This is a genomic window from Citrobacter sp. C348 (assembly GCF_047467975.1).
Taxonomy (GTDB): domain Bacteria; phylum Pseudomonadota; class Gammaproteobacteria; order Enterobacterales; family Enterobacteriaceae; genus Citrobacter; species Citrobacter gillenii.
Genome location: NZ_JASJUJ010000001.1, coordinates 84,186 through 99,729 on the forward strand (window position 1 = coordinate 84,186; position 15,544 = coordinate 99,729).

A 15,544-nucleotide genomic window follows, 5' to 3' on the forward strand; every position below is an offset into this window, starting at 1 on the left:
CGAGTTATGGATGGGATTATACGTTAGGCTGCAATTTGTTTCGACTGGCATAGCTCCGGCAGATTAGCCCTCACCAGCGCCTCAGCGAACGGCGGTGGTACGGCGTTACCGCAGCGGGCAACCTGCTTATCCTTCGCGTATTTCTGCCCCCGATAGTCCTGATCGATGATGTACCACTCAGGGAAGCCCTGAGCGCGGTATAGCTCGTGCGGTTGCAGCATGCGCATGCCAATATCAACGATGCGGTAAGTTATGCCGTCAACGGTCACCAGCCCATCACAATCCTCACCACAGTATTCACGCAGAAACTCAAGCGTCTGCTGCGCGCGAAATTTGTCGTATTCATCGACCGCAAGAGTGGTTTTCACCTCCCCTACGTGCAGACCGCCCGCCGTCACCGTTGGCATTGGCTCGCTGGTCGGCTGCCCGTCCCGGCAGGTACCACGCAGTTTAACCAGATGCGACGTAACTGCGGCATGGTGATCGACTGTCGTAACCGAGTGCATAGGCTCATCCATGCCAACACCAGCGCCCTGGTAATTCCCGCCATAGTGTTTCGCCAGGAACGCACTCACCGTCGCGAATTTATTCCCACCAGCTGTAACGGTCCCCAGCGGGTTATCCAGTCGAAGCACACGCGGTTCTTGTCCGGGACGCTCGCCATAACCCATCTGGATCAACGTGGGTGTTACCAGTTGAGATTTGCCGCCACCACCAGCGGTGATGGTTGCGCTCGGTTCGTCTGCCCGGTGGCCGACACTAGCCCCAAACTGGCGGGCTATCACTGGCGCAACAAGACAGGCGCGGGATTGCTTCAGAATGGTATGAGCAGGTTTTTCCAGCGGGCGCGGTTTAGCCTGGTATTCACTACCACCATTACCCGCCAGGAATGGTGTCAGTGCAGCCTCAACAATCCCGAGTGCATGCCCATTCCCGCCCGGGCGTTTTGATGTGCCAGCAGTTACCGTCGGGACAGGTTCGGTAACGGGCTGTCCGGTTGCGCCAGTACGGAACTTTGTCAGGTGTGGGACGGCAATCGCGTAACCATGGGTTTTCGTAATGGTCTGCAAAGGGTCTCCCAGCGCCTGACCACGGAAACAGTCGTATTTCCCTTTGGTCGTCGTGTGGTTGCACTTAACGATGAACGGCGACGCGCTCTCGATCACAAACCGCTGGATGCCACGAGCGATGCGTTTGAGCGTATTTTCAGCCAGTGGCTTTTTGCGGTCGAATATCGACGGTGCCGGAATGGTCCAGTCGATACACTCTGCCGCTGTTCGCCATGGCGCCAACTTTCCACTCCGCACCGCTGGAGATTTCGGATCGCCGTGAGTCGGCTCCGGCCAGGTCACCGGCATACCATCGCAGCGCATCACCATGAAGAAACGCTTCCTGATGGTCGGTGCGCCAAAGTCGCAGGCGCGCAGCTCACGATGATCAACGGCGTAACCGAGCCCGGCCACCAGTTGCTGCGCCAGTTCGCCGTCGGCAGTAATACCCAGGAACTCGCAGCACTCCGCCAGCGCCGGATGACCGGCAGGAATACCACCGGACAGCATGCCGCAGAAAGCCTCGAAGGTCTCACCAGTACGCAGGGGATCTGGACGTAACCCACCATCAGCAGATTCGATAAGCGGCCCCCAGGTGCGGAACTCTTCAACGTTCTCCAGCATCATCACGCGGGGACGTACCGCCAGCGCCCAGCGAATGACAATCCACGCCAACCCGCGGATCTCTTTCTCCACCGGTTTCGAACCTTTAGCCTTTGAGAAGTGACGGCAATCAGGGGAAAACCATGCCAGCCCCACCGGGCGGCCAGCGGTCGCTACGATGGGATCGACATCAAACACCGATTCGCAGTAGTGCAGTGTATCCGGGTGGTTCGTAGTGTGCATCGCAACAGCGTTCGGGTCGTGGTTAATCGCAATATCCACACTACGGCCGATCGCCAGCTCAATGCCCGTGCTCGCCCCGCCGCCGCCGGCAAAGTTATCAACGATGATTTCTCTCACGCGTATTTCTCCATAGCGGTGGCCAGTGATTGCGCGGCGTTTATGATGGCTGGTACCGGCATTTTCTCCAGCCACATACGGTTGATGTGATGCTTCAGGCGGCGCTGGTGATGCGCCGGGAGATAACCGGCTATTTCAACCTGGCTGTAGACCATTCCCACCTCAGCAGGCCAGACGGTTTCGGTCACATCCACCAGCAGCAGGTTTTCCAGTTCGACGATACGTTTCGTGGCGTATTCCAGTTGAGGTTCCATCAGTCCTCCTTAAATCTGACGCCCGCCACTCGCAGGGCATGCTCAACGTCGAAACGCGAAAGCCATTGGCCGTTATCTTTGGGGATCATTACGCCGCGCTCTGCTTCGTTAATTGGATGCCCAGGTCGGACTTTGTACCCTGCCGGCAGCTTCACGGTAACAGCTCGGCGAAGCTGCAACTCTAACAGCATCACTTCAAACAACCGCGCATCAACTTCTACTGAACCACGAACACAACGACGATTGTGGTCGTTTATTGTCTCTTGGGTTTCAGAGAGAATTTTTGACAGCCGCTCATCTGTTAGTTTGTTAGTTGTCATGGGTTAGTCCTCACGGTTCTAAACAATACTGATTGCTGAAAGCCGGTAATAAACCATAGCCCATCGACTCGCTGGCTCATTTCGTACCAGTCTTCCGGGTTAAGGTCGGACACGAGGTTGTCACCACAAATACAAATATCTGGTCCGCGCTTCTCGGAATCATAAATATCACCTGGTGAAAACCACTCAGGATTAGTGGAATGAACGCACTCCATTTTGGTTACGTCTGACATCTCACTCCCCCTTCACGCCAATGCCAGCGGCGCGGATTGCTTCGTCGAAGAACTGAGTAATTTCTGTGGCTTTATCACCAGTGACTCGATATCTGTATGGTTGCCCGACTGAATCCAGAGTGTCACCCAGCGCATACCAGTCGTCAGAATACGGACAAGATTCAAATTTCCGACCATCTCCACCAGTGACATAACGATTACGTCGAGTCACTCCGCGATGGGTGCAACTACCACCTTGCCAACAGGTTGCGCCTTCTGGCTTAAAGTCTCGCTTTCCCATCACATATCCTCCACACTGAATCCCGCCAGGCTAATCTGCCGCTTGGCGAGCGTAATGGCTTCTTCATACGCTTTTTCTTGCTCATTCCAGTAGCCGTTTGTTTTTGGCAACAAAACGGGGTTAGCTAACTTCGCCTCCAGTTCTGCTAACCTGCTGCAAGCCAAAAACGACACCCCTGAAGTTGGCGAACTCAGTCTTAACGCTGAATGGAAACTGATTCAGGCGATTAAAGACATCTTCGAACAGGGTGAAGAACACGAACCTGAAGTGATCGCTGCTTTCATGTCTGACTGGGTGACCGCAGAAGCTGCTGACCGCAATCAGTTGGTAGAAAACTGGTGCAGTGGCAAGTTTCCTCTACTCAAAACTGAAACCACCAGCGGTGCTGACGTTACAACGGGTCAAGATCTCACCGTTATTGACGGTACCCAGTTTGACGAGAACAGCCAGGCCGAAGATGGCGTCGTTGGTGGTGAAGTCGGTACCGAAGAGCAATCTCAGCAGTCAGAGCAGCCGAACCTGATCGTCGTTGCCACCCTGCCATTCCGCCAGCGCGTACTGGCTCAGTTCATTGGTGATGGTGAATATCTCTATCACATCGACGCTGGGCAGAAAAACGAGATTGTCCGCCTTGAGATGGACACTGATGACACGTACATCCAGAACCTACTGCTGGCTGCTGAGAATGTGGAAGCATTCAAAAAAGCCATTGAGCACGATATTCATAAAGTCGTGAATGCCGTTAAGAAAGTCTTCCCTGTCGACGGTAAAAAACCGGAGCTGGCAACAGTTATCCAGTTCCTGGCGGTGTGGTTCAAAACTGAATACATCGATCGCGGCCTGCTGGTCAAGGAATGGCAGAAAGGCAACCGTGTAACAACCATTAATCGCACACCTTCAGGTGCGAACGCCGGCGGCGGCATTGTCTCTGACCGTAAATACCCGCAAACCATTCTCGGTCTGGAGCATGAGATTGCTCTGGCGTTACGTGCCCGTGACCGCGAATTTGATATTTACAACGTCCCTCTGGATATAGAACTGCAGGCAAACTCCATCATGAATAAGATGGAAGATCCCGAATGGCTGGCGACTCGAGAGAGGTTCGTTTCAATTCCTGGTGGCCTGGACTACTCACGTGCCTGCATCATCGCAACAGTAAAAACCACACCAGAGGGGCTTTATGCTGATCCTGTAAAACACCAAGAATATTTGAATAGAGTACTGACGGAAACCGACCACACAAACCCAGATCCGTTGCTCGTTGATATAGCCTGCGGTCGTTCGTCTATGCCTGTACCTATGAAACAGGAAAAAGTAACGGCTGAAGAGGTAAACAAAATTCTTGCAGCTTCCCGCGGCGAATATGTTGAGGGGATTAGTGACCCTACAGACCCGAAATGGATCACAGAAGACCTCGCATCAAACGACCAACAAAAAGATGACCGTTCACCAGTTAAAGAGGAAACCACCAGCAATGTGCAGATGGAAGAAACTTTCAGTGATGAAGAACAGGCTGGTAATGAAGTGCAGTCAGGCGAAAGCAGTCTGGAAACTGGTGAAGAGTCACATACCGGCCAGCAAGCCGATGTAAACCAGAATGCGGACTCTGTCGTCCAAAATAGCGATTCTGTAAACCAAACCGAACCAGTTGCTGCGCAAACCGAGCCAGAAGCGCAATCTGAAGAACCGGCTGTTGTGTATCCAGCCTACTTCGAGCCAGGCCGTTATGAAGGTCTGCCGAACGAGGTTTATCACGCAGCGAATGGGATCAGCAGCACGCAGGTAAAAGATGCCCGCGTCAGCCTGATGTACTTCAACGCACGCCACGTCGCCAAAACGATCACGAAAGAGCGCTCTCCGGTACTGGACATGGGTAACCTGGTGCACGGCCTTGCGCTGCAGCCAGAGCAGCTCGATGAAGAGTTCAGCGTTGAACCGGCGATCCCGGAAGGCGCGTTCACCACGACGGCAACAATCCGCGCGTTTATCGATGAGTACAACGCCAGCCTGCCGGCGCAGCTGAGCGCCGACGACATCAAAGCGTTGCTGGAAGAATACAACGCCACTCTGCCTGCTCAGGTGCCACTGGGTGGGTCCTTCGAGGAAACTGGCCAGAGCTACATGTCGCTGCCAGAAGAGTACCAGCGTATCGAAGCGGACCAGAAGCAGACCGCAGCGGCGATGAAAGCCTGTATCAAGGAATACAACGCCACTCTGCCTGCTCAGGTGAAAACCAGCGGCAGCCGTGATTCGTTACTCGAGCAGCTGGCAATCATCAATCCCGACCTGGTGGCGCAGGAAGCGCAGAAACCCGCGCCGCTGAAAGTGTCCGGTACTAAAGCTGATCTGATTCAGGTCGTTAAGTCTGTTAATCCAGACGCCGTCTTTGCCGACGAACTGCTGGATGCGTGGCGCGAGAATCCGCAAGGGAAAGTACTGGTCACCCGCCAGCAACTGAGCACCGCACTGGCCATTCAGAAAGCCCTGCTACAGCACCCAACCGCCGGGATGCTGCTTCAGCACCCGAGTCGCGCCGTTGAGGTCAGCTATTTTGGCTTTGACGATGAAACCGGTCTGGAAGTCCGCGTGCGTCCTGACCTTGAGATCGACCTGGACGGCGTGCGCATTGGTGCCGACCTGAAAACCATCAGCATGTGGAACGTTAAGCAGGAAGGCCTTCGCGCCAAACTGCACCGGGAAATCATCGACCGTGACTACCACCTGAGTGCCGCCATGTATTGCGAGACCGCAGCACTGGACCAGTTCTTCTGGATTTTTGTCAACAAAGACGAGAACTACCACTGGATTGCCATCATCGAGGCGTCCGCCGAACTGCTGGAACTGGGCATGCTTGAGTACCGCAAATCAATGCGCGCTATCGCTACCGGCTTTGACACTGGCGAATGGCCAGCGCCGATCACCGCTGATTACACCGACGAACTGAACGACTTCGACCTGCGCCGCCTTGAAGCGCTGCGTACTCAGGCATAAGGGGAAAAACGATGGAAAACATGAATATCGTAACTGCAGAACAGCAGGCTCCGAACACTATTTCCGCCAGCAACGCCATTTTCAACGTTCAGGCATTAACGCAGCTTCAGTCTGTGGCGGGACTGATGGCACAGGCTGCCGTCACGGTTCCCGAGCATCTTCGCGGGAATCCTGCCGACTGCATGGCAATCATCATGCAGGCCATGCAATGGGGCATGAACCCTTACGCAGTGGCGCAGAAAACACACTTGGTGAACGGTGTGCTGGGCTATGAAGCTCAGTTGGTAAACGCGGTGATCTCCAGCTCTAACGCCATCGTTGGCCGCTTTCACTATGAGTACGAAGGCGACTGGTCGAAATGCGCCAGCAGCCGCGAAGAGATCGTGAAGAAGCCTGCAAAAGGCGGTGGGACTTACGACAAGAAAGAAATGGTACGGGGCTGGAACAGCGCCGACGAGCAAGGCCTGTCGGTTCGTGTGGGTGCCGTCATTCGCGGCGAAAGTGAGATTACCTGGGGCGAACCGGTATTCCTCTCCAGCGTGATTACACGTAACTCTCCACTGTGGATTTCGAACCCGAAACAGCAGATCGCTTATCTGGCCCTTAAATACTGGGCGCGACTGTACTGCCCTGCGGTCGTTCTCGGTGTGTATACCCCGGATGAAGTCGAGCAGCGCACAGAGAAGGAGATTAACCCGGCGCCGCAACGCGTTAGCCTCGCGGATATCTCAGGTGACACCGTCACCACCACGCAGAGCCCACAGGAATCATCGGTAAATATCGGCTCACTGGCCGATGATTTCCGCGAACGCATCGATGCAGCGCAGGATGTTGATAGCGCCAAAGCACTGCGCGCTGACATCGAAAGCGCGAAGGTCACGCTCGGTTCTGCCCTGTTCACTGAGCTGAAGAACAAAGCGGTGAAGCGCTATTACCTGGTTGATTCACGTAACAAGGTAGAGGCCGCGATCAACTCCCTGCCGTCTCCGGATGAACCGGGCGCAGCAGAGCGATTCTCCGAAGTTGAGCGAGTGCTGGCAACCAATAAGCGTCACATGGGCGACGAGCTGCACGATCAGTTCAGCATTACCCTGGCAGATATGAAACCGGAATACGTGGGCTAACAGATTTGGGAGGGTTCGCCCTCCCATTGAGGAGATGTAATGCGACTGATTAACCGAGGCAATCAGCAATCCCCGTTAGCGCGTCAGGCATGCGACATCGCACTGGCCACTCATCACGAACGCTACGGCGACTACGGGCGCAGCAAGATGAAGGAGACGTACACGGTGAGAGTTGAAGGTGTGAAGGTCTGGGTGGAGGTAGTGAACCGCAAGGCTAGCTATGTGGCCACTGCGATGACAGGTATGCGCAGGTTGCGCGCGCTACCTGGCCAGGTGAGTTGATAACGATATTTCATTAACAGTTTTCCGGCGGCTCTATAATAAGTTGCCGGAAGCCGGAGGTAGTATGGCCAAGCTTCTTAATCTGCTGGAATGGGCGAATTCAACTTATTCAACCCCACCGTCTCTTTCAACACTTCGCCGCTGGGCGCGGGAGGGGCGTATTTACCCTGCTCCGGAACTTCATGGCAAAGAATATAAGGTTCAGCCTGACGCCATCTATGTGGATCCGAGCAAAAAGAATCTTCGTCCCAAAGCAAAACGCATACCACTGCCAACTGGTGGCACTCTACTGGAGAGACTGACTCATGGCGAAAAGGCCAGTACGTTACGACGCTAACCTGCCCCGTAACCTGACCTATCGTAAAAGAGACAGGCTTTATAGCTGGAGAAACCCGATTACCGGTCAAGAACTATCTCTTGGCCGGATCGACAGAAAGGACGCCATTTCTCAGGCCATCGAAGCCAATAACTACATCGAACAAAATTACCTTCCGTCAGCGCTGCTGGACCGTATAAAGGAAACACCAACATTTACGGTGAAAGCGTGGCTTGAGCGCTACGAAGTAATTCTTGAGCGAAGAGAATTGAAGCCCAACACGATGAAGGTCAGGCGCAACCAGATTGCCACTATCAGTGATGAATTCGGACGTATGCCGCTATCGGCGGTCAGCACTAAGGATGTATCTACTTTTCTTGAGAGTTACATACTCTGTGACAAGAAGAGCATGGCTTCCGGACTACGTTCAGTGTTGTTGGATATTTTCAGGGAAGCAATTGTCGAGGGACATATTGAAAGGAATCCGGCTGAGCCGACAAGAACACCGACGGCCAAAGTGAAGCGCGAGCGCCTTCTACTTGAACAGTTCGAGATAATAAGGGATGCCGCAACCGCCCATTCCGAATGGGCTGCAAACGCATGCGAACTGGCACTTGTCACCGGGCAAAGAAGAGAGGACGTATCGTTGTTCAGATTCAGCGATATCAGGGATGGAAGATTGTTTGTCACGCAGGAAAAGACAGGTCACAAATTAGCGTTGCCGCTTGATTTGCGACTGGACTCTGCTGATTTGGTGCTGCAGGATGTTATCGATCGCTGCCGAAAAAACAACCCGTCAGACTTCATGCTGTATTCAGCGGTGAGACGTGGAGGCAGGAAGCCAGGGCCATTAACTCCGGACGGAATTACCCAAGCATTTTCTGATATCAGGGATTCTACAGAGTTAAAGTTTGGTCCCAACCCTCCTCCTTTCCATGAGATCAGGAGCTTGGCGAGCAGACTGTATGAAAGGGAGCGCGGAGAGGATTTCGCACAGAGACTGCTGGGGCATAAAAATTTAACAATGACCAAAAAATACCTGGACGCACGCGGTGCAGAATATGTTATGGTTTAGACAGGATATGGAAATTTCGAGTAATTTTCGTGGGATTTCGTGATAACACCGAAAAACACCATGAAAAACAAAGACATAAAAAGAGACCGAATACGATTCCTGTATTCGGTCCAGGGAAATGGCTCTTGGGAGAGAGCCGTGCGCTAAAAGTTGGCATTAATGCAGGCTAAGTTACCCTGCCATTTAAGAATAGATGACAGCGCCAGGTTTTCCAGTCCGCGACCAAAGTGGCCTGAAAAAAAGGACGATTGTCACCCGCTAGAATGCAAAAACCGCAAGTTCTGCAGCCAGAACGTTGCGGTTTTTTATTGGAAATCAGAAAGCTACATCTGACAATTAACAGAGCTTTTCTGCACGCTCAATAAACGGGGCCAGGCTCATTTTTTCGCCAGGTTTTGTCGGATCGTCAATCTGGATAATGTCGATCGGTTTGGCGGTCGTTTTACCGCTTGCTACCTGCTGTCTGGCAATATCGTTCAGCGGGTATTGCACCAGCGTGCTGGGGTTGATGACATACAGCGCATTACCCGGTCGGCACGTCAGCATCACTTCTTCGCGATTAAACGCCCACTTGTCTTTGCCAACCTCAAAGCGACTGACGGTAATAACCTGCGGCGCGGCCAATGCAGCGCCTGAACTTGCCAGCAGTAACACAGAGATAATCAATTTTTTCATACGTTTTGCCAGTCCATCAGAACGGTTCCAGGGTTGCAAACAAGCTGACGATTGCCAGCACGACGGCCCCTATTCCCCATTCAATCTTAGTCATCCAAATAAAATAGAGAGTCATGCAGCGATTATCCTGCTGCATACGTGGTACGAGAACATACCGGTTCGCCAGCGCAATCGCCACCATTAGCGCAACCAGCACACATTTTAACAACAGAAGTTGCCCATAGGCTGCATGCCAGGGAAAGGATAATCCGACAATAAACAGGCCGTTGGTGATGCCCGTCAGCAGGACGCCAATAACGAAAAGATGCCCAAAGCGGGAAAAACGCATCATGGTGGCGATCGCCTGTTGTTGCCAGCGGCCTTGCGCCATTCTCATACAGTAAAGAACGGGCAGCAAGCCGCCAAACCAGGCAGCGGCGCAGACCAGATGCAGAGCGTGATTAAGCTGCTGCACCGCCCGCGTTGCGCCGTCATGCAGCGTCGCATGTCCGACACCGGCTAATAAAATACACTGCGCAATCGTCAGCATCAGCAGCAGTCGTGACATACTGCGCGGCACAATGAGGGTCACCACCAGCGTAACCAGAGCGAGGATAATTTGCCACAGCCATACGCCGCCAAACTGCGTTTGCAGAACCGCTCCCCATATATCAACGGAGAAAACGTCCTGCCAGCCGGCCCCCATTAATCCCCCCTGGACAGCCAGCATCAGCGTCGCGCCGATAAAGCTCCACGTCGCTGCATGGCGCTGCAGGCGCATAAAACGGCGCATCATTAAACGTCGCAGTGAAACGGGTGCCAACCAGGCGCCGTACAGCGCACAGCCAAATACCAGCATTAAAGAGGTGAAATGGATAAACCGCAGCGCAACCCAAGTGAATGCCAGCATCGTTTTATTTCACGCTAAAGGTATAGTGTCCTTTGGTTTTGTGACCGTCCACCGACACAACGTGCCAGTCAACCGTATATTTTCCGGCGTCCAGCGATTGTTCCACCGGAACGATCAGTTGCGTCTTATCCTGCTCATTACGCGTCGCCTTACCCGTTTTAATCAGCTGCTGCTGTGGGCCTGTCAGCGTTGCACCGCTGAATGCAGGCTCCAGCCCTTCAGAAAAATTCAGGGTCAGCGCCTCAGGAGTCGCCGTAACCTGCGCATTCGCCGCCGGAGTTTGCTGCGTCAGGTGCGCATGTGCCAGGGCGGCAGGAGAAATCAACGTGGAGACGAGAGCAATCAGTACATAGCGAAGTGAAGATGCAGGTGAAGCCATATCAACTATTCCTTTTTGTTATGTCTAATCTATAGAGAATAACCTTCTACAATGAACGAGTCGAGAATCATCAATTCAGGCTTGCCATTAGCGCACACTCTTAGTAACTTTTGCGCGCTACGGGATACCTATAAGGAGAAACGCATGAATCTGGCCAAACTCGAACAATCTGAAATGGATAAGATCAATGTTGACCTGGCCGCCGCTGGCGTCGCCTTTAAAGAGCGCTATAACATGCCTGTTGTTGCCGAAGTCGTCGAGCGTGAGCAACCCGCACACCTGCGAGACTGGTTTCGTGAACGGTTAATTGCGCATCGTTTAGCGTCCGTTTCCCTTTCACGTTTACCTTACGAGCCTAAAGTTAAATAAACCTTATAATACGTTACGATTCCTTACATGTTGGCTGCTACAGTATAAGTATATTCTTAATCTATACTTTGAAGATGATTGTAGACACTATGAAAAGGAAGTCATTATGTCACACTGGAAAATTGCCGCAGCGCAGTATGAACCGCTTCAAACCTCACTAACTGAACACGTCGCCCATCACCTGCAATTCATCAGGGCGGCGGCCAAATGCCAATGTGAATTGCTGGTTTTCCCCTCCCTTTCTCTATTAGGTTGTATGGGTGAAAGCGATGAGCTGCCCGCCCCACCCGATGAATCTCTGTTGCAGCCCCTCGCCCACGCCGCGGCGACGTATCGCATGACCATTATTGTGGGGTTGCCGGTTGAACATAACGAACGTTTTGTAAAAGGTATGGCGCTTTTTTCGCCGTGGATGACCTCCCCCTTAATGTTCCACCAGAGCCATGGCGCTTGTATTGCCAGACAGCGAAATACCATCAGCGTTGTCGACAGTCAGCCAGAAGGTATTGATATTGATCCTGCGTTTTCACTGTTTACTACCTGCCAGTGCGTCAGTGAACCTGAACTTCTCTCATCAACCTCTCGCCTGCAACGTTTCTCGCATCAGTTCGCCATTGCGGTACTGATGGCCAATGCGCGCGGAAGCAGCGCATTATGGGATGAACGGGGCCGTTTAATTGTTCGCGCGGACAGCGGCTCACTGCTCTTAACCGGCAAGCGCACCTCTCAGGGTTGGCAAGGAGATATCATTCCATTACGCTAGGCGTTTTCGGCCAGGAGCATGGCATGCTGCGCATAATAGATACAGAAACCTGCGGTCTGCAGGGAGGCATTGTTGAGATCGCATCTGTCGATGTGGTTGATGGCAAAATTGTGAATCCGATGAGCCACCTGGTGCGACCCGACCGCCCCATCAGCCCGCAGGCAATGGCGATACATCGGATTACGGAAGCCATGGTGGCGGATAAACCGTGGATTGAAGACGTCATCCATCATTATTACGGTAGCGAGTGGTACGTCGCGCACAACGCCAGTTTCGACCGTCGCGTATTGCCTGACATGCCTGGGGAATGGATTTGCACGATGAAGCTGTCCCGCCGCCTGTGGCCGGGGATAAAATACAGCAACATGGCGCTGTATAATTCCCGCAAGCTGAGCGTACAGACGCCCGTTGGTTTGCATCAGCACCGCGCGCTATACGATTGCTACATTACCGCGGCACTGCTGATCGACATCATGAACACCTCAGGCTGGTCGGCAGAGCAAATGGTCGAGATCACCGGTCGCCCTGCGCTGTTAACCACATTTACCTTTGGTAAATACCGCGGTAAACCCGTTTCCGAGGTGGCAGAACGCGATCCGGGCTATCTGCGCTGGCTGTTTAATAACCTTGACAGTATGAGCCCGGAACTGCGGTTAACATTGAAGCACTATCTGGATAACGCCTAGACGGCCGCGTTGCCGGGCAACGTCCCCTGCGCCAGGCCAATCAAAAAGGCGAACTCAAGGGCCACACCTTCATAAGATTTAAAACGTCCGGACTTGCCGCCGTGACCGGAGTCCATATCCGTACACAGCAACAGCAGATTGTTGTCTGTTTTCAGTTCGCGCAGTTTCGCCACCCATTTTGCCGGTTCCCAGTATTGCACCTGGGAGTCGTGAAGCCCGGTGGTGACCAACAGATGCGGATAAGCCTGTGTGGTGACATTATCGTACGGGCTGTAACTTTTCATGTAGGTGTAATATTCCACATCCTGCGGGTTGCCCCACTCTTCAAATTCCCCGGTGGTGAGCGGGATTGACTCGTCCAGCATAGTGGTCACTACGTCAACAAACGGTACCTGGGCAACCACGCCGTGAAACAGATCCGGACGTTCGTTAATGGCAACGCCCATTAGCATTCCACCCGCACTTCCTCCCATACCGTAGCAGAGTGAAGGTGAGCCGTAGCCCAGCTTGAGCAGCGCGTCGCAAACGTCGATATAATCGTTGAAGGTATTTTTCTTCTGCAAGAATTTACCGTCTTCGTACCACTGCTGTCCCAACTCCCCCCCACCACGGACGTGGGCAATCGCATACACAAAGCCGCGATCCAGCAGGCTCAAACGGCTGCTGCTGAAATCAGCATCCATACTGGCGCCATACGAACCATAACCATAAACCAGCAGTGGATTTTTCCCTTTTTGGAAATGTCGCTGATGATAAACCAGTGAAACCGGCACCTCTACGCCATCACGGGCGGTTACCCACACATGCTCGCTGCGGTAGTTTGTCGCATCAAAACCGGGGACATCCGTCTGTTTGAGCACCCGTCGCTCTCCGGTGTCCATATCCAGTTCAAATAGCGTGTCCGGTGTCGTCATGGATGAATAACCATAGCGCAGCCGCGACGTCTCCGGTTCGGGATTATAAGCAAGCCAGGTGACATAAGCCGGGTCGTCAAAGGCAATCCCAACCACTTCACGCGTCTTACGGTTGATCTGCCGCAGGCTGGTTAAGCCCTGCTGACGTTCTTCCACCACCAGCCAATCGGTAAACAGCGTAAACCCTTCCAGCATAACGTTTTCACGCGGCGGAATTAACGCTTCCCAGGTCTGTTCATCACGCACACGGGTACGGTACAGACCAAAGTTTTTACCCTGTCGGTTAGATCGCAGATAAAACGCATGCTGATAGTGATCGAGGCTGTACTCATGGTCTTTACGCCGAGGTAAAAAAATCAACGGTTCAGCGTCGGCCAGCTCCGCGTCAAGCAGCAGAACCTCACTGGTGGTCGCACTGGCAATATGAATAACGACATAATGCTGCGAAGTCGTTTTGTGCAGACTGACATAAAACATATCGTCTGCCTCTTCATATACCAGCCTGTCTTCGGATGACGGCGAACCGACGGTGTGTCGCCAGACCTGATACGGCAGTAACGTTGTTTCATGCTTACGCACGTAGTAGAAAGTTTGCGAGTCGTTGGCCCAGACGAGTTCAGGCTCGACGTTGTCGAGGACTTCCGGATACCAGTTACCGCTTTGCAGATTGCGAAAACGCACACCATATTGCCGACGCGAGAGATAATCCTCAGCCAGCGCCATGATGGTGTTGTCCGGGGAGATTGCCAGACCGCCCAGTGTATAAAACTCGCTGTGAGCTGCGCGCTGGTTTCCATCCAGCAACGTGTCCCATGCGTCCCACTCTTCTCTGAGCGCAGACTGGCGCTGGTAAATGGCGTACTCACAACCCGGCTCATAGATGTGCCGGTAACGATAACCGTTTTTCACATACGGCGCGGAAACATCCTGTGGGGGGATACGGTCAATAATCTCTTTCAACACGCGATCCTGTAACGCCTGCTGCGAGGCCATAACCTGGCGACCATAAGCATTTTCTTGCTGCAGGTAATCGAGGACCTCTGGCTGCGAGCGGGTGTCATCTCGCAACCAGTAATAATTATCGACGCGGGTGTCGCCATGTTGCGTCATGGCGTGTGGAATACGAGGAGCTTTGGGTAGCATGTCATTGTTCTTTTGCTTAATCATCCTATAAGGGTGGCAAAAGTCAGCAATGATGCAAGCGAAATATGCTCCTGCGCCGTAACTATTTAGCCCGGCAATGCCTGTTTTTGTTGCTTAAGATCTTGCTCAATACCTTCCCGAACATCCTGCGGGATCTTTAACGCATCGCCCAGCGCGTTCAGATAGCTGCGCTCCATAAAGTGGTCGATATCAATCGCCGCACAGCTGAGGAAGTAGATTTCCAGCGCCTCTTCTTCGTTGCGGATCCCCTGTGCCAGACGCTGAGGATCCAGCGGTTGCTCAATGGCGCGTTCAATCAGGATACGCCCCTGGTCTTCTACTCCCGCTTCACGCAGCTGCTGATCGATGGCCGCACGCTCTTTTGCATCGATATGACCATCGCTTTTTGCCGCAAAGACCAGCGCGAGGATCAGGCGTTCAGTCCGCTCATCCACCGGCGTACTTTGCACGCCAAACTGCGGCTCATCCTGATGCGCTGTGCGGACTTTATCTTTGTATTTGTTCCATAGCACGCTGCCAGCCACCGCGCCGCCACCAACGAGCAGCGCACTGGTGCCGTATTTGGTCAACAATTTGCGCGAGGATTTATTGGCTACCAGTAATCCCGCCAGTCCGCCTAATGCGCCGGGAACCAGCAATTTGCTCAGTCCCTGATCGCCCGAAGAAGACGTGGAAGATCCTTTTTGCCCAAGAAGAGATTGCAGTTGATTCAGCCAGTTAGCCATTTTGCCCCTCAAGTACTGACGATTAATTATCACAGCGTACCCGAGGGGATGTCAGGAAGTGTCTATTGTAGCAAAAGATGCGCAAATACCAGG

The 15,544-nt window shown here is 53.2% G+C and carries 18 protein-coding genes; 8 read left to right on the top strand and 10 right to left on the bottom strand.

What is annotated here, in order from left to right; translation table 11 throughout:
- Positions 1 to 23: 23 nt before the first annotated feature.
- From QNN86_RS00450 to QNN86_RS00470, 5 genes are all read right to left on the bottom strand, one after another.
- Positions 24 to 2,012 (bottom strand): DNA cytosine methyltransferase, encoded by a 1,989-nt coding sequence (locus tag QNN86_RS00450; RefSeq protein ID WP_414210494.1) that lies wholly within the window; start codon positions 2,010 to 2,012, stop codon positions 24 to 26.
- The gene (locus tag QNN86_RS00455; RefSeq protein WP_414210495.1) at positions 2,009 to 2,266 is read right to left on the bottom strand and encodes a hypothetical protein; all 258 of its coding nucleotides are present in this window, start codon (positions 2,264 to 2,266) and stop codon (positions 2,009 to 2,011) included. Before QNN86_RS00455 ends, QNN86_RS00450 begins: the two co-directional genes overlap by 4 nt.
- Complete coding sequence (locus tag QNN86_RS00460; protein WP_414210496.1) at positions 2,266 to 2,586, bottom strand: hypothetical protein; 321 nt, start codon at positions 2,584 to 2,586, stop codon at positions 2,266 to 2,268. Before QNN86_RS00460 ends, QNN86_RS00455 begins: the two co-directional genes overlap by 1 nt.
- On the bottom strand, positions 2,583 to 2,819 hold the full coding sequence (locus QNN86_RS00465; protein ID WP_414210497.1) for a hypothetical protein: 237 nt from the start codon (positions 2,817 to 2,819) through the stop codon (positions 2,583 to 2,585). The genes QNN86_RS00460 and QNN86_RS00465 overlap by 4 nt, the downstream gene beginning before the upstream one ends.
- 279 nt (positions 2,820 to 3,098) lie before the next feature.
- Complete coding sequence (locus tag QNN86_RS00470) at positions 3,099 to 3,263, bottom strand: hypothetical protein (RefSeq protein WP_414210498.1); 165 nt, start codon at positions 3,261 to 3,263, stop codon at positions 3,099 to 3,101.
- 118 nt (positions 3,264 to 3,381) lie between these two features.
- Here QNN86_RS00470 and QNN86_RS00475 point away from each other — a divergent pair, with 118 nt between their 5' ends.
- The 5 genes from QNN86_RS00475 (at position 3,382) to QNN86_RS00495 (ending at position 8,887) form a co-directional block, all read left to right on the top strand.
- The gene (locus tag QNN86_RS00475) at positions 3,382 to 6,090 is read left to right on the top strand and encodes a RecE family exodeoxyribonuclease (protein ID WP_414210499.1); all 2,709 of its coding nucleotides are present in this window, start codon (positions 3,382 to 3,384) and stop codon (positions 6,088 to 6,090) included.
- An 11-nt stretch (positions 6,091 to 6,101) separates the two neighbouring features.
- On the top strand, positions 6,102 to 7,214 hold the full coding sequence (locus QNN86_RS00480) for a RecT family recombinase (RefSeq protein ID WP_414210500.1): 1,113 nt from the start codon (positions 6,102 to 6,104) through the stop codon (positions 7,212 to 7,214).
- Between the two features lie 39 nt (positions 7,215 to 7,253).
- Positions 7,254 to 7,496: a DUF4060 family protein gene (locus QNN86_RS00485; RefSeq protein ID WP_005121071.1), complete on the top strand. Its 243-nt coding sequence runs from the start codon at positions 7,254 to 7,256 to the stop codon at positions 7,494 to 7,496.
- Positions 7,497 to 7,560: 64 nt separating this feature from the next.
- The gene (locus QNN86_RS00490; protein ID WP_181640991.1) at positions 7,561 to 7,833 is read left to right on the top strand and encodes an excisionase; all 273 of its coding nucleotides are present in this window, start codon (positions 7,561 to 7,563) and stop codon (positions 7,831 to 7,833) included.
- Complete coding sequence (locus tag QNN86_RS00495; protein ID WP_414210501.1) at positions 7,802 to 8,887, top strand: tyrosine-type recombinase/integrase; 1,086 nt, start codon at positions 7,802 to 7,804, stop codon at positions 8,885 to 8,887. The genes QNN86_RS00490 and QNN86_RS00495 overlap by 32 nt, the downstream gene beginning before the upstream one ends.
- Positions 8,888 to 9,223: 336 nt before the next feature.
- Here QNN86_RS00495 and QNN86_RS00500 read toward each other — a convergent pair whose 3' ends face one another.
- From QNN86_RS00500 to yobA, 3 genes are read right to left on the bottom strand one after another with little or no spacing between them, the layout of a single operon-like run.
- A complete protein-coding gene (locus QNN86_RS00500) occupies positions 9,224 to 9,562 on the bottom strand; it encodes a YebY family protein (RefSeq protein WP_181617184.1) in 339 nt (112 codons plus the stop codon).
- Positions 9,563 to 9,578: 16 nt separating this feature from the next.
- Positions 9,579 to 10,451: a copper homeostasis membrane protein CopD gene (gene copD / locus QNN86_RS00505; protein WP_414210502.1), complete on the bottom strand. Its 873-nt coding sequence runs from the start codon at positions 10,449 to 10,451 to the stop codon at positions 9,579 to 9,581.
- A gap of 4 nt (positions 10,452 to 10,455) precedes the next feature.
- Positions 10,456 to 10,830: a CopC domain-containing protein YobA gene (gene yobA / locus QNN86_RS00510; RefSeq protein WP_181617186.1), complete on the bottom strand. Its 375-nt coding sequence runs from the start codon at positions 10,828 to 10,830 to the stop codon at positions 10,456 to 10,458.
- 144 nt (positions 10,831 to 10,974) lie between these two features.
- On the opposite strand from yobA, the gene QNN86_RS00515 reads away from it, so the two are divergent.
- From QNN86_RS00515 to exoX, 3 genes are all read left to right on the top strand, one after another.
- Positions 10,975 to 11,199, top strand: a complete 225-nt coding sequence (locus QNN86_RS00515; protein WP_181617187.1) for a DNA polymerase III subunit theta — start codon at positions 10,975 to 10,977, stop codon at positions 11,197 to 11,199.
- Positions 11,200 to 11,305: 106 nt separating this feature from the next.
- Positions 11,306 to 11,962, top strand: coding sequence for a carbon-nitrogen hydrolase family protein (locus QNN86_RS00520; protein ID WP_181617188.1), 657 nt, complete (start codon positions 11,306 to 11,308; stop codon positions 11,960 to 11,962).
- A 23-nt stretch (positions 11,963 to 11,985) separates the two neighbouring features.
- The gene (gene exoX / locus QNN86_RS00525) at positions 11,986 to 12,648 is read left to right on the top strand and encodes an exodeoxyribonuclease X (protein ID WP_096756686.1); all 663 of its coding nucleotides are present in this window, start codon (positions 11,986 to 11,988) and stop codon (positions 12,646 to 12,648) included.
- Here exoX and ptrB read toward each other — a convergent pair.
- Both ptrB and QNN86_RS00535 read right to left on the bottom strand, forming a co-directional pair.
- Positions 12,645 to 14,705 carry an oligopeptidase B gene (gene ptrB / locus QNN86_RS00530; RefSeq protein WP_181617189.1) on the bottom strand — a complete coding sequence of 687 codons (2,061 nt, stop codon included), beginning with the start codon at positions 14,703 to 14,705 and terminating at the stop codon, positions 12,645 to 12,647. The two genes, exoX and ptrB, sit on opposite strands and share 4 nt — an antisense overlap.
- Before the next feature lie 86 nt (positions 14,706 to 14,791).
- On the bottom strand, positions 14,792 to 15,451 hold the full coding sequence (locus tag QNN86_RS00535) for a tellurite resistance TerB family protein (RefSeq protein ID WP_181617190.1): 660 nt from the start codon (positions 15,449 to 15,451) through the stop codon (positions 14,792 to 14,794).
- Positions 15,452 to 15,544: the final 93 nt, after the last annotated feature.

Coding starts and splice junctions, on each gene's coding strand:
- QNN86_RS00455 (WP_414210495.1), bottom strand. CDS start 2,266: ATGGAACCTCAACTGGAATACGCCACGAAACGTATCGTCGAACTGGAA.
- QNN86_RS00460 (WP_414210496.1), bottom strand. CDS start 2,586: ATGACAACTAACAAACTAACAGATGAGCGGCTGTCAAAAATTCTCTCT.
- QNN86_RS00465 (WP_414210497.1), bottom strand. CDS start 2,819: ATGTCAGACGTAACCAAAATGGAGTGCGTTCATTCCACTAATCCTGAG.
- QNN86_RS00475 (WP_414210499.1), top strand. CDS start 3,382: ATGTCTGACTGGGTGACCGCAGAAGCTGCTGACCGCAATCAGTTGGTA.
- QNN86_RS00480 (WP_414210500.1), top strand. CDS start 6,102: ATGGAAAACATGAATATCGTAACTGCAGAACAGCAGGCTCCGAACACT.
- QNN86_RS00485 (WP_005121071.1), top strand. CDS start 7,254: ATGCGACTGATTAACCGAGGCAATCAGCAATCCCCGTTAGCGCGTCAG.
- QNN86_RS00490 (WP_181640991.1), top strand. CDS start 7,561: ATGGCCAAGCTTCTTAATCTGCTGGAATGGGCGAATTCAACTTATTCA.
- QNN86_RS00495 (WP_414210501.1), top strand. CDS start 7,802: ATGGCGAAAAGGCCAGTACGTTACGACGCTAACCTGCCCCGTAACCTG.
- QNN86_RS00500 (WP_181617184.1), bottom strand. CDS start 9,562: ATGAAAAAATTGATTATCTCTGTGTTACTGCTGGCAAGTTCAGGCGCT.
- copD (WP_414210502.1), bottom strand. CDS start 10,451: ATGCTGGCATTCACTTGGGTTGCGCTGCGGTTTATCCATTTCACCTCT.
- yobA (WP_181617186.1), bottom strand. CDS start 10,830: ATGGCTTCACCTGCATCTTCACTTCGCTATGTACTGATTGCTCTCGTC.
- QNN86_RS00515 (WP_181617187.1), top strand. CDS start 10,975: ATGAATCTGGCCAAACTCGAACAATCTGAAATGGATAAGATCAATGTT.
- QNN86_RS00520 (WP_181617188.1), top strand. CDS start 11,306: ATGTCACACTGGAAAATTGCCGCAGCGCAGTATGAACCGCTTCAAACC.
- exoX (WP_096756686.1), top strand. CDS start 11,986: ATGCTGCGCATAATAGATACAGAAACCTGCGGTCTGCAGGGAGGCATT.
- ptrB (WP_181617189.1), bottom strand. CDS start 14,705: ATGCTACCCAAAGCTCCTCGTATTCCACACGCCATGACGCAACATGGC.
- QNN86_RS00535 (WP_181617190.1), bottom strand. CDS start 15,451: ATGGCTAACTGGCTGAATCAACTGCAATCTCTTCTTGGGCAAAAAGGA.